Origin of the sequence: Rhodanobacter panaciterrae (assembly GCF_014651895.1) — a bacterium.
GTDB classification, from domain to species: domain Bacteria; phylum Pseudomonadota; class Gammaproteobacteria; order Xanthomonadales; family Rhodanobacteraceae; genus Rhodanobacter; species Rhodanobacter panaciterrae.
Genome location: NZ_BMXT01000002.1, coordinates 793,818 through 806,204 on the forward strand (window position 1 = coordinate 793,818; position 12,387 = coordinate 806,204).

16 protein-coding genes are annotated in these 12,387 nt (G+C 64.7%); 6 read left to right on the forward strand and 10 right to left on the reverse strand.

Annotated elements, in window-relative coordinates; translation table 11 throughout:
• Nucleotides 1-70: 70 nt before the first annotated feature.
• Complete coding sequence (locus IE071_RS12865) at nt 71-1,048, forward strand: TolB family protein (RefSeq protein WP_189441572.1); 978 nt, start codon at nt 71-73, stop codon at nt 1,046-1,048.
• 61 nt (nt 1,049-1,109) lie between these two features.
• On the forward strand, nt 1,110-1,925 hold the full coding sequence (locus IE071_RS12870) for a hypothetical protein (protein ID WP_189441573.1): 816 nt from the start codon (nt 1,110-1,112) through the stop codon (nt 1,923-1,925).
• Nucleotides 1,926-1,946: 21 nt separating this feature from the next.
• On the opposite strand, the gene IE071_RS12875 is transcribed toward IE071_RS12870, so the two are convergent.
• The 7 genes from IE071_RS12875 to IE071_RS12905 form a co-directional block, all read right to left on the reverse strand.
• Complete coding sequence (locus IE071_RS12875) at nt 1,947-3,134, reverse strand: AI-2E family transporter (protein ID WP_189441574.1); 1,188 nt, start codon at nt 3,132-3,134, stop codon at nt 1,947-1,949.
• On the reverse strand, nt 3,131-3,475 hold the full coding sequence (locus tag IE071_RS12880) for a glycine zipper domain-containing protein (protein ID WP_229792896.1): 345 nt from the start codon (nt 3,473-3,475) through the stop codon (nt 3,131-3,133). The genes IE071_RS12875 and IE071_RS12880 overlap by 4 nt, the downstream gene beginning before the upstream one ends.
• Nucleotides 3,472-3,951, reverse strand: coding sequence for an ABC transporter ATP-binding protein (locus tag IE071_RS12885; protein ID WP_189441575.1), 480 nt, complete (start codon nt 3,949-3,951; stop codon nt 3,472-3,474). The genes IE071_RS12880 and IE071_RS12885 overlap by 4 nt, the downstream gene beginning before the upstream one ends.
• Nucleotides 3,952-3,974: 23 nt before the next feature.
• Nucleotides 3,975-4,337, reverse strand: coding sequence for an ElaB/YgaM/YqjD family protein (locus IE071_RS12890; RefSeq protein ID WP_189441576.1), 363 nt, complete (start codon nt 4,335-4,337; stop codon nt 3,975-3,977).
• A 53-nt stretch (nt 4,338-4,390) separates the two neighbouring features.
• Nucleotides 4,391-4,546 (reverse strand): DUF1328 domain-containing protein, encoded by a 156-nt coding sequence (locus IE071_RS12895; RefSeq protein WP_077440832.1) that lies wholly within the window; start codon nt 4,544-4,546, stop codon nt 4,391-4,393.
• A 127-nt stretch (nt 4,547-4,673) separates the two neighbouring features.
• A complete protein-coding gene (locus IE071_RS12900) occupies nt 4,674-5,297 on the reverse strand; it encodes a YbhB/YbcL family Raf kinase inhibitor-like protein (protein WP_189441577.1) in 624 nt (207 codons plus the stop codon).
• 101 nt (nt 5,298-5,398) lie between these two features.
• A complete protein-coding gene (locus IE071_RS12905; RefSeq protein ID WP_189441578.1) occupies nt 5,399-6,487 on the reverse strand; it encodes a PQQ-dependent sugar dehydrogenase in 1,089 nt (362 codons plus the stop codon).
• A 102-nt stretch (nt 6,488-6,589) separates the two neighbouring features.
• Here IE071_RS12905 and IE071_RS12910 point away from each other — a divergent pair, with 102 nt between their 5' ends.
• From IE071_RS12910 to IE071_RS12925, 4 genes are all read left to right on the forward strand, one after another.
• Nucleotides 6,590-8,065, forward strand: a complete 1,476-nt coding sequence (locus IE071_RS12910; protein ID WP_189441579.1) for an AAA family ATPase — start codon at nt 6,590-6,592, stop codon at nt 8,063-8,065.
• A 97-nt stretch (nt 8,066-8,162) separates the two neighbouring features.
• A complete protein-coding gene (locus IE071_RS12915) occupies nt 8,163-8,972 on the forward strand; it encodes a class I SAM-dependent methyltransferase (protein WP_189441580.1) in 810 nt (269 codons plus the stop codon).
• 134 nt (nt 8,973-9,106) lie between these two features.
• Complete coding sequence (locus IE071_RS12920) at nt 9,107-9,319, forward strand: DUF3820 family protein (RefSeq protein WP_189441581.1); 213 nt, start codon at nt 9,107-9,109, stop codon at nt 9,317-9,319.
• Between the two features lie 31 nt (nt 9,320-9,350).
• Complete coding sequence (locus IE071_RS12925) at nt 9,351-9,965, forward strand: 2OG-Fe(II) oxygenase (RefSeq protein WP_189441582.1); 615 nt, start codon at nt 9,351-9,353, stop codon at nt 9,963-9,965.
• 6 nt (nt 9,966-9,971) lie between these two features.
• On the opposite strand, the gene IE071_RS12930 is transcribed toward IE071_RS12925, so the two are convergent.
• The 3 genes from IE071_RS12930 to IE071_RS12940 are packed head-to-tail and all read right to left on the reverse strand — an operon-like array spanning nt 9,972 to nt 12,305.
• On the reverse strand, nt 9,972-10,991 hold the full coding sequence (locus tag IE071_RS12930; protein ID WP_189441583.1) for a YheT family hydrolase: 1,020 nt from the start codon (nt 10,989-10,991) through the stop codon (nt 9,972-9,974).
• Nucleotides 10,988-11,788, reverse strand: a complete 801-nt coding sequence (locus IE071_RS12935; RefSeq protein WP_189441584.1) for a lysophospholipid acyltransferase family protein — start codon at nt 11,786-11,788, stop codon at nt 10,988-10,990. Before IE071_RS12935 ends, IE071_RS12930 begins: the two co-directional genes overlap by 4 nt.
• 40 nt (nt 11,789-11,828) lie before the next feature.
• Complete coding sequence (locus IE071_RS12940) at nt 11,829-12,305, reverse strand: Lrp/AsnC family transcriptional regulator (RefSeq protein ID WP_189441585.1); 477 nt, start codon at nt 12,303-12,305, stop codon at nt 11,829-11,831.
• Nucleotides 12,306-12,387 lie beyond the last annotated feature (82 nt).

The following is a 12,387-nucleotide window of genomic DNA, read 5'->3' on the forward strand; positions in this document are numbered from 1 at the left end:
GCCGGCGACAACGCTGCATCGCCGGCAGGCTGCACGGCAGGCCATCTCGCCTGCCTGCGGATACTCGCCCATGCCGTCAAGAAAATTCCTGCTGACCATCTGCTGCGCCTTGGCGCTGATCCCGGCGATCGCCAGCGCCGGCGAGCTGCTCGGTGCTGGCGTCATCTCCACCGGGCTGCAGGAGACCTCGGCCGCACTGACAGCGGACGGCCAGACTTTATATTTCATGCGCTCGGATTTCGCCGAGGCCGACGACACCATCATGGTCTCGCAGCGCCACGGCAACCGCTGGTCGACACCGCAGGTGGCAACGTTCTCCGGCGAATGGCATGACTCCGAACCCACCCTGTCGCCCGACGGCAACCGCCTGTACTTCGTCTCCAACCGTCCGCTGCATCCGGGAGACGCGCCTGTAATGGCCGAAATGAATGGACAGCAATTCCCCGGCAGCAACCTCTGGTATGTCGAGCGACAGGCGCGCGGCGGCTGGGGCACGCCGGTGCATGTCGACGGCGCACTCAACGACGGCGCGATGATCTACAACCCGTCGGTGACTGCCAGCGGCGACATCTATTTCTCGGCGCATCGCGCCGATTCCGGCAAGGCCTACCAGATCTACGTGGCACATCCGCAAAGTCGCGGCTACGCGGCGCCGGTCCGGGTCGAGCTGGGCGACCTCGAGCACAGCCGCATGGATCCGGCGGTGGATCCGCAAGGACGCTTCCTGATCTACGCCGGCAACGAAGGTGACTCGCTGGGCAGCGCCGACATCTACATCGCCTTCCGTCAGGCCGATGGCAGCTGGGGCAAGCCGCTGCATCTGGGCAACGACGTCAACAGCCGCACGCTGGAGAACGCGCCATCACTGGGACCCGGGTTCGGCGAACTGTATGTGTCCAGTGCACGCCGCGATGACGTGCACTTCCCGAAGCCGCGCGACAACGGGGCCACGCTGCAACAGCGCCTGCAGTCGCCACTCAACGGTTCGCGCAATTTGTGGCGCTTCGACATCGCCGACGTGCTGCGCGCGCACGGCATCACACGCTGAATATCCAGCGCGGCCGATTCGATGAACCGCTGTCGACCATGAACATTCCGCAGAGACCAAGATGAATCCCCACTTCCGCGCTGTCGGTCATCTCGCTTTTTTCGCTTCGATTTTTTGCCTGGGCATCTCATTGGCCCGCGCTGAGCCAGTCGAAGCATTTCTGCACCCCGATCTCAAGGTGGGGGAACGCTTGTCCGACGTGTTCTCCAAGACCGTCTCGATAAAGGGGGCGGGGTTCAAGGAAAAGGTCGATCTCATCAGCGGCACCGCCGACTACATGGTGACCGGCATGACGCCGAAGGCGATCGTCTTCGACGAAGAAGATCGTTACGACGGGCATCCGGCAAGCGGGCCGGTGCACGACAGCGAGATCCTTCGCGATGGCATCACCAACTGCTATGCGGGCAAGTGCCGCATCAACGACCAGACCAGCGGAGTGGTCTTCAATCCCTTGCTGTGGGGCAAGGCGCCGGACCAGCTTCGCGCTGGAATGACCTGGGAGGTCGCCATCCCCGAGCCCTGGGAAATCGGCCCGGCCGGAACCGAACAGGTACGCGTGCTGCGGGTCGATCCGCGCAACGGGATCGTCACGCTGTCCCGTAGCGGCAACGGCGCCGGCCTGTCGTCCGACGACCAGTCCCGCGAGAAAAGTGGAAAGCCGATGCAGATCACCACCACCGCCGGACAGACGATCGAGGTGTCGGTGGTTCCAGGCAAGGCCAGCTGGAATGGCTGCACGACAATTCGCAGGGGCGTCATTGTCAGCGACACGATCCTGGTGCGACGGCACGTGACGCTGGTATCCAAAAGCGGCGACAAATTCGAAGGCGAGCAGCGTTCCTATACCTTGCTCAACCTGTTGCCGGATGCAATCTGACGGACGTGACGCCGATCATCCTCAGCGCTGCACGATCACCGCGAACCAGTGCCAGCTGCGCACACGTTCGGCGATCAGCTTGGTGCAGGTCAGCATTGGCACCGCCAGCAGCGCGCCGGGAATGCCCCACAGCCAGCCCCAGACCAGCAGCCACAGCAGGATCGCGATCGGGCTCAGCCGCATGCTGTGGCCCTGGATCATCGGCGTGATCAGGTTGCCTTCCAGCGCGGTGATGCCGGCAAAGGTCAGCACCGGCAGGAATACATGCAGGCTCATCTCGTTCGCATAGAGCATGCACACCACCGCCAGCACGGACGTGGTGACGATCGCACCGACGTAGGGAATGAAGTTGGCGAACATCGCCACCGCACCCCACAGCAGCGGATCGGGCACCTTGTACAGCCACAGCATGCCCGCGGTGACCGCGCCCAGACCCGCATTGATCAGCAACGCGGTGAGCAGGTAGCGCGATACCTCGGTCTGGATGCCGCGCACGATCACCACCGCGTGCCGCTTGTAGCCAAAGCCCGGTGTGATCTCCACCAGCCGGCGCAACATGGTGTCGCCATAGACTAGGAAGAAAAACACTAGCAACACCACGCTGAGTACCGCGGCCAGCACCTTGGGCGTGGTGGAGACCACGTCCCAGGCACTGATCGACATCGGCGTAGAGGGCGTGGCGGCCGTGTGAATGGTGCTGGTGCTGCCGCTGACCAGGGTCTGGGTGGCACGGTTCGCCGCCTCCAGCGGCTGGGTGAGGTTCCGCAGTTTCGGCACGAAGCTCTTGATCGCTTGCGGCGCGCCATGAAACCAGCCGATCGCCGGTTGCGCCAGCTGACCGACCCCGCTGCCGATGCCGACGATCAGACCGATCATCAGCACGCTCGCGGTCAGCCAGCGTGGCAGGTGGATACGTGCGCCGAAGGCAACCAGCGGATTCAACGCCAGCCCGAGGAAAGCGGCCAGCACCAGCGGAATCAGCAGCGCCTTGGCCAGCGTGATGGTGTACATCAATGCGAGGAACAGCAGTACGTTCAACAGCCCACGGATCGAGCGCAGATGGCGACGTACGCCGCGCGCTGTCTGCAGCCCGCGCGCCAGCTGCCGCGGCGGATAACCCGGCGCGACTTCCTCGATCGGGATCAGCGACTCGCCGCTGTCGTCGCCAGCAACATCATCCTGTGGCGGGAACGGTTCGGGCTCGCTCATGAGCGCTCGCCATCTTCCACGTCATGCACGCCGGACTCGTCGCGAGCATGCCCGGCGCCCGCCAGGCCCGATGCACCCAGCTCGGCGATCATCCGCGTGCCGAACGCGACCGCATCGGCCAAACCGCCACTGAGCAGCGGACCCAGCCCCGGCACCCGCAGCGGATGCAAGTTGAGACTGCCCAGCACGAAACCGGCACCGGCCGCCACGCCCATCGTGGTCAACGGATGTGCATGCCCGCGCGCCAGCAGGGCCGCCGCCGGCGTGCTCAACTCCTGCCGCGCCGCACTCATGCGCAATTGCGCCGCCTGCACTTTGGCGAACTGATCGAAAACGCTCACGACCGACCCTCCTCCCGGTTGCCCTGCCTGCGCTCCGCCGCGACCTCGGCCTCGGCCTTGTGCAAGGTGTCGCGCATCATCGCATTCCATTCGCTGCGCGTGACCGGCAGGCTCATCCAGTGCATGCAGCGGCGGAACAGCAGGATCGAACCGAACAGGAACAGCACCTGCAGCAGCGCCAGCACCAGCAAGGCCCAGATCCACGAGCCGAACCACGCCGCCAACACCACGCCGAGCAGGCCCAGCACAGTCAGCCCGAAACCGACGCCGGCCACCGTGGCAGCCAGACCCGCCAGCAGCATCCATGACACCGCACTGCGCGCCAGCCCGAGTTCCGCTGCCAGCAGATGCAGCTGTGCGCCGAACAGGCGCTTGACCGCGCGGCCGAGCTGACCGATCTCGGCCAGCAGCCCAGACGACAACGGCGCCGGATCCGGCGCCGCCGCTTCGCGGGGTGATTCACCCTCGTCGTGCATTCCCTGCTCCGCCGTCGTGGGGCTCAACGCCGCAGGATGCGGCCGAGCAGCCAGCCGGCGCCGAGCGCGATGGCGACCGACTGCACCGGTTTCTCGCGCACGTAATCGCGCGCCTGTTCCAGCCATACATCGGCGCGGTCCATGGTTTCGTCATAGACCTCGCGGCCACGCTCGCTGACGTGGGCGGCCTTGTCGCTGGCTTTGTGAACGGCGTCGGCCGCCTTGTCGGTGGCGCGATGCAGGCCTTCCTCGACGTGGTCGGCGGCGCGCTCCACCGTTTCCTTGGTGCTGGCCACGGCATTCGAGGTGGCCTGCTTGATCCGCTCGGCACGCTCATCGATACGGCTGGCGGCGATCGATTCGGAATTCTCTACCTGCTTGTTCATTGCATACTCCGGAAAGGAATCACTATGACGTAGTCGGCTTCAGCATACGACCATCAACTGGCGCGACGGAAAAACGCGATGACCGCCAGGATCAGAAAGATGATGAACAGGATCTTCGCGATGCCCGCAGCGGCACCGGCAATGCCGCCAAAACCCAGCACGGCGGCAATGATGGCGATGACCAGAAAAACCAGGGCGTAATGCAGCATGGGGGCATCCTCTTTGTAATGAAGGGCGGTCGCGGTCGGGGATCCGCGTACCGCCATTCACCCATAGCCCGTGCCATGCGAGCGTGAAGAGAGTCGGCGCCGCCATGCACGCGAAGCCGACGTTTGCTCAGCCCGATACTGCCGGATTGAGGCTGTACGTGCCGATCAGCTCCGCCTCGTCCAGCACGTGACCGACCATCGCCGCACGCAATTCGGCCAGTGAAAAGCCCTTGAGCAACGGCAGCGACGCCACGTCGAGCGCATACAGCTTGAAGTGGTAGTGATGCAGCAGCGCGTCGTTCCACGGCGGGCACGGACCGTCATAGCCGAGATACTCGCCACCCATCTCGGCGTCGCCGGCAAACCAGCCTGTGTAATCGTTCACACCCTGCACGCTGCCCGGCGGCCCGAACGGTTCGCGCTTGCCGCGCGGCGTGATCTCGTCGCTGCAGGCACCGGCGGCCAGCTCGCCACATTCGACCGGGATGTTCGCCATCAGCCAGTGCACGAACTCCACCCGCGGCAGATCCGCCGGCACCGTGCGGCCGGCCTGGTTCACGTCGTCGCCGCGGCTCGGCACGTCAGGGTCGATGCAGGTGATGACGAACGAGCGCGTGGCCGAAGGGGCGTCCTTCCACGCCAGCTGCGGACTGCAGTTGTCCGACAGCGCGAACGGCTGCGCCTGCTTGCCGAACGCGAACTCGGCGGGGATACGCTGACCGTTTTCAAAATTGTCGCTGCGTAGTTGCATGGATAGTCCTCAGATTCAAAACGCGTTTACCCTTTCAGCTCCTCATTCCTGCGCAGGCAGGAATCGCACTTCGCAGCAAAGCAGGAATGACATGGCCGGATTCAGGGCTTGTAAGTCACCCGATACACCGCTCCCGCCAAATCATCACTCACCAGCACACTCCCATCCGGCAGCGGCTGCACGTCGACCGGGCGGCCCCAGGCGCTTTCGTTCTGTTCGAAGCCGCTGATCAACGGTTCGTACGACAGCACCTTGCTGCCGTTCAGGCGCACCGTCATCACCCGGTAGCCGGATTTCTTGCTGCGGTTCCACGAGCCGTGCTCGGCGACGATGATCGCGCCCTTGTAGCTGGCCGGAAACTGCTTGCCCTCGTAGAAGCGCATGCCGAGCGAGGCCACGTGTGCGCCCAGCTTCAACACCGGCGGCACGTAATCCTTGCAGCTCTTGCCCTTGCCGAATTCGGGATCGAGCGTGTCGCCCTGATGGCAATACGGATAGCCGAAGTGTTCGCCGACGCGGGTGATCTCGTTCAACTCGTCGCTGGGCATGTCGTCGCCCATCAGGTCGCGGCCGTTGTCGGTGAACCACAAGTGTTTCGTGCCGGGCTGCCAGTCAAAACCGACCGTGTTGCGGATGCCGCGCGCCACATCTTCCATGCCGGAGCCGTCCGCATTCATCCGGGTCAGCTTGCCGTGCGCCGGAGCCGGATCGCAGATATTGCACGGTGCGCCGATCGGCACGTACAGCTTGCCGTCCGGGCCGAACGCGATGAACTTCCAGCCGTGGTGGGTTTCGGTGGGCAGCTTGTCGGTGACCACGACGGGTTTCGGCGGATCGTCCAGATGGTTCTCGATATCGCGCAGCACATAGATCCGGCTCACGGCAGACACGTACAGATCGCCACTCTTGAACGCCACGCCCACCGGCAACTGCAGACCGCTGGCAATCACGCGCACCTTGTCGGCGACGCCGTCACCGTTCGTGTCGGTGAGTGCGTAGACCTTGCCGGCGTCATTGGAACCGACGAACACGGTGCCCTTGGTGCCCAGCGCGATCTCGCGCGCATTCGGTACCTGTTCCGAATACACCGCGATATGGAAACCCGTCGGCAGGCTCAGCTTGTCCAGCTGCGGTGCGGCCAGCACCGGCAGCGACGAAACAGCCAGCAACAACGACAACAGCAGGCGCATGGCGGCACTCCTCGAGGTGGGGAAGCCCCAGCGTATCTCCGCGCACGTGAAGCGGAAAGCATGGCCGCTCTGCTAACGTGACCTCCTTCGCAAGGGGACGATATGAGCGAGTTGGACGACCTCACCACGCTGGTGCGCGCCGCAACGCCGCTGCTGGTGATCGAGACGGTGGACGAGCAGCGCGTGATCGAATGCTTCCGCCACGTGATCGCGCAGGCGCTGCATCCGCTATGGCGCTGGACGCTGACTGACGGCCTGAGCCGGCTCGACTTCGCCCAGCTCGACGGCGAGATCGCGCCGGACGCCACCGCCACGCTCGACGCGATTCGCGCACAGGGCGAGCGCGGCATCTACCTGATGTTCGATTTCCACGGCCTGCTGCGTTACGCGATGAGCCTGCGCCAGATGCGCGAGATCGTGCAGCGGCAGCGTTCCGCCGCGCACACCATCGTGCTGGTTGGCGCCAAGGTCGAATTGCCGGAAGAACTCGAAGCGCTGGCCTTGCGCGTGCCGCTGTCGCTGCCCGACATCAAGGAACTGGCCGGCATCATGCGCGGCGAAGCGGTGGCCTGGCAGCGCGAGCAGGGCCGCAAGATCGAAGTGGACAACGACGCCGCGCGCACCATCGTGCGCAACCTGCTCGGCCTGTCCGCGCCGGATGCGCGACGCATCGTGCGCAAGCTGATCTACAACGACGGCGCGCTCGGCCCGCAGGACCTGCCCGAGCTGATGCAGTCGAAGTTCGACCTGCTCAACCGCTCCGGCCTGCTGCACTACGAATACGCCACCGCCAGCTTCGCCGATATCGCCGGGGTCGGCCGCGTGCGCGATTGGGTACAGCGCCGGCGCGCGGTCTTCCTCGATCCGTCCGCCACACCGACGCTCGATCCGCCCAAGGGCGTGCTGCTGCTCGGTGTGCAGGGTTGCGGCAAGAGTCTCGCCGCCAAGGCGATCGCTGGCGGCTTCGGCGTACCGCTGGTGCGGCTGGACTTCGGCACGCTGTACAACAAGTACCAGGGCGAGACCGAGAAGAACCTGCGTGACGCGCTGAGCAGCACCGAGCTGCTGGCGCCATGCGTGCTGTGGATCGACGAGATCGAGAAAGGCCTCGCCGGTGGCGGCGATGACGGCGGCGTGTCCCGCCGCGTGCTCGGTTACCTGCTGACCTGGATGGCCGAACGCAAGGCCAAGGTATTCGTGGTCGCCACCGCGAATGCGGTCAACGAGCTGCCCGCCGAGCTGCTGCGCAAGGGCCGCTTCGACGAAATCTTCTTCGTCGACCTGCCGCAGGCATCCGTGCGCAGCGAGATCTTCGCGATGCACCTCACCCGCCGCAAACTCGACCCCGCCAGCTTCGACCTGCCCGCACTCGCCAGCGCCAGCGACGGTTTCTCCGGCGCCGAAATCGAACAGACCATCGTCAGCTCCCTCTACGATGCCGCCGGCAACGGCACGCCACCGGATCCGGCGACCCTTCTCAATGCGTTGAAGCAGACACGGCCGCTGTCGGTGCTGATGCGCGAGCAGGTGGAGACGCTGCGGGCGTGGGCACAAGGACGCTGTGTGGCGGCGGATTGAGCAAGCTCAACCCCACGCTGCGCAACCTCACCGCGGCTCTGACCCGACGCCCAGTTTCGGCGTAGTCTTGAACGCCCATCGTCAGGAGGGTCGAACCATGTTTCGTCGCACCTGCAAGTTGCTTATTCCACTGCTCGTGACGTTGCTGCTCCCTGCCGTCACCAGCGCCGCTACTGCCACCGCACCCGACACCGCCGCGGCGTTGCAGCAGGCGGTGAACGGTCACTGGCGCTCACCCGCCAACCAGGCGCGCGATCAATATCGCCACCCGGTCGAGACCCTGCAGTTCTTCGGCATCAAACCGGACATGACGGTGATCGAACTGTCGCCCGGCGGCGGCTGGTACACCGAAATCCTTGCGCCCTTCCTCTACGCGCACGGCCACCTGATCGAAGCCGCGCCGGCGACGGCCGCGAAATTCACCGCCATGCTCAAGGCCGATCCGACGGTGTACGGACACATCGCGAACGTCATCCCGTTCGCGCCGCCGTATCAGGTGAACCTCGGCGCCGACAACTCGGCCGACATGGTGCTCACCTTCCGCAACACGCACGACTGGCTCAACCACAGCCCGGCCACCCTCGATGCCGTGTTCCAGGCCGCGTTTCACGTGCTCAAACCCGGCGGCGTATTCGGCATCACCGAACACCGCGCCAAACCGTTCGCCGATGCCGTGGACAGTGCGAAAACACTGCATCGCCTCCCCGAGGATTACCTGATCGCGCTCGCGCTCAAAACCGGCTTCCGCGTGGCCGGCGTATCGGAAATCAATGCCAACCCGACGGATCCCGAAGACATCAACGTGCACCGCCTACCACCGGATCTGGCCGGGCCTGACAGCGAGCACGCGAAGATGAAGGCGATTGGTGAGTCCGACCGGATGACATTGCGGTTTGTGAAGCCGTGAAAGGTTTGGTCCTGATACCGACTTCAATCGACGCGTATCCTGGCAGCAGGGCAAGGATGCCACTCGCTACAGTGATTCTTTCTCCATTCGTGGCACAGTCACCGGCCGAATAACACCATCTGATTCAAATATTCATGGAAGCAGAAGACCTGCCGAAGCTGGTAAGTGTGCGCATGCCGTATGGCAAGTACCAGGGCCGGTTGATCGCCGATCTGCCCGGCGCATATCTGGCGTGGTTCGCGCGCACGGGCTTTCCGAAGGGCGAGCTGGGTCGGTTGCTGGCGTTGATGCTGGAGCTGGACCATAACGGGCTATCGTCGTTGCTCGATCCGCTGCGCAAGCGCTGATGACGGTCACGCGTCGCTACACTGAAGCTCGATGAATACCCAGCCGCCCCAGTTTCAAGACATCGCAACCGCACTGGCCGACGAGGGCTGGTGTGTCGTGCCGGATTTTCTTTCGCCCGCACAGACGCAGGCACTGGCCGAAGAGTGCCGCACCCTGCGCGATGCAAAACGGCTGACGCCGGCACGAGTCGGTGCCTTGCGCACGGCCACGCCATTGCGCGGCGACAGTACGCACTGGTTCCAGGTCGACGCGTTGAGTGCGCCGCAGCAGGTGTTCACCGATCGCCTCGACGCGCTGCGGGTGACGCTCAACCGCGAGCTGATGCTGGGGCTGGTCGAATGCGAATCGCATTACGCGGCGTATCCGCCGGGTGCCGGCTACACGCGTCATCTGGATCGCCTGCGCGACAGCGACGCGCGGGTGGTGTCGGCGGTGTTTTATCTCAACCAGACGTGGCGGGTGGCCGATGGTGGCGCGTTGCGGCTTTACCTGGCCGATGGCTCATCGCGCGACATCTTTCCGCACGCTGGCACTTTGCTGCTGTTTCTCTCAGCGCAGTTCGAACACGAGGTGCTGCCGGCGACGCGCGAGCGCATGAGCATCGCGTGCTGGATGCGACAGCACGCACCTGGCACGATATTCTGACCGTACTCAGGCTGCGGGCGTAACCCTGTCCGCCACGGCATTGAAGCGTGCGGCGATGTAGTCGTCGGTGAAACTGGTCATGCCGTAGCCGCGGATGAAGCCGCAGTGGCCGCCGAAGTCCGCGATGTCGAGCTCCACGTTCGGCGGTAGCTGGAGTTTCTCGAAGGCGTCGACCGGGATCACCGGGTCGTCGCGCGCGGTGAGGATGGTGGCGGGAATCTGCATCGCCAGCAGCGCATCGCCGGCCACCGAATAGCCGTCCAGATACTGTTGCAGCGACGGGAAGTCGGTATGCCGCAGCACCATCGCCTCGGTCAGCCCGCGCAGGTTCTGGTTCAGCTCGGACATCTCGAAATACTGGTGCTGCGGAAACGCCTTCTGCTTGGCCTGCAGCGAGTGCCGCCACTTGCGCATGAAGTAGGCCTGGTAGAACCACGGCGCGGATTCTTCCAGCGAGAACAGGCCTTCGCCGGGATCGATGATCGGGCACACCGCCAGCACGTAATCCAGCGGAATGCCGACGCGCGAGGTCTGCAGCGCGGCGCGCAAGGCGAAGTTGCCGCCCAGCGAAAACCCGGCCAACGCGATCGGTCGTGCCGGCCAGCGTTGTGCGATGTCACCCAGCGCATGCACGACTTCATCGATGCGGCAGGAGTGGAACAGCGCCTCGTTGAGGTTGTAGCTGTCGCCGTGGTCGCGGAAGTTCAGCCGGAAGATGTCCCAGCCGTCGGCGAGCAGGCGGCTGCCGGTCTGCAGCACGTAGGTGGAATCGACGCTGCCTTCCCAGCCATGAAACAGCACAGCGAGCCCGCGCGACTGCGACTGGGTCTTCTGCGCGGTGTAGGCACCGGTCAGGCGCACGCCGCCGCCGCCATCGACCACCACCGGCTCGGCGCCTTCCAGCACCGATTGCGCGGCACGTGGCAGCAGCATGCGGCGCACGCCGCTGGACGACAGCATGGTCTGGATGTGGCCGCTGCGCAGCGGCCAGGGTGGACGGAAATCCTTTCCGTACGGGAGGTTCATGCCGGCCGGTCTTCCAACGCCGCGCCGATGCGCTCGCGCGACAGCTCGGCCATGCGCCGTCGCGCATCCGGACTGGCCGGTACCGGCGCGAGGAAATGTACTTCGGCATCCACCGGCGCCTCACCGAGCAGTCGCACGATGTTGTGCACGAAGCTCTCGTTCTCGCGGAAACCGGCATCGAGGACGCGGCGACCGTCACGCGCGAAGCGCAACGCCACCGGCTGCACCGCCACCTCGGCATCCAGCGCGGCCTGGAAAATGCGCGCGTGGAACGTCTTGAGCACGCCGTTGTAGCCGGTGCCGCCTTCCGGGAACACCGCCACCGAGCGGCCGCCGCGCAGCCGCTCGACCATCACCTGCATCACCGTGGACAGCGAATGGTTGCTGCCGCGGCGATGAAAGATGGTGCCACCGTTCGCCGCCAGCCAGCCGACCAGCGGCCACTGCGCGATCTCGGCCTTGGCTACGAAGCAGGCGGCACGCTGGCTGTGCAGCAGCTCGATGTCGAGCCACGAGGTGTGGTTGGCGACGAACAGCACCGGATCGGCCAGCGGCTCACCGAAACGCACCGAGCGCATGCCGAACACGCGCAGCAAGCTGGTCGACCACCAGCGGATCATCCGGTGCGCGAACGGCTCCTTGCCGTTCTGCATCACCACATGCTGGTTCCAGCTGAGAATCAGCGAACACAGCAGGATACCCAGCACGATGTGCAGCAGGACCAGCGGCACGCGCCACAGATAACGCAGCGGGCGCAGCAGGTCACGCTCGGAAACAGTGGCAGTGTCGATGCTCATCAGTCGATTAGTTTAGCGTTAGTTGATGCAGGCGCGCCGCTCAACGCTCGAGTTGGCTCAGCGGCAACGAGGGTGAGCGTTTCACCGTGCGCAGCACGAAGCTTGAATTGACATCGGCGACCCCGGCCGCGTTCAACAGATGATCGAGCAGGAAGCGCGAGAAATCCTTGAGGTCGGCCACATAGACATGCAGCAGGTAATCCATGTCGCCGGTGAGTGCATGGCAAGCGACTACTTCGTCCCAGCCATTGACGTGTTCGACGAAGCGCTCGATCGCTTCCGCTTCGTGCTTGCTCAACTGCACCCGCACGAACGCCTGCAGGCCCAGGCCGACCGCTTGCGGATCGATCTGCGCGGCGTAGCCGGTGATGATCTTGTCCGCTTCCAGCCGCTGCAGCCGGCGCAGGCACGCCGACGGCGACAGGCTGACCCGTTCGGCCAGCTCGGCGTTGGTGATGCGGCCCTCGCTCTGCAAGACGGCAAGCAGACGCAGGTCGGTGCGGTCGAGTGTCATCATACGCAATAAACCTATGTCATTTGATCTATTGACGCAATGATAGTGCATTCATGGTGAATCCCTTGGCAATAAAACAAGCTTC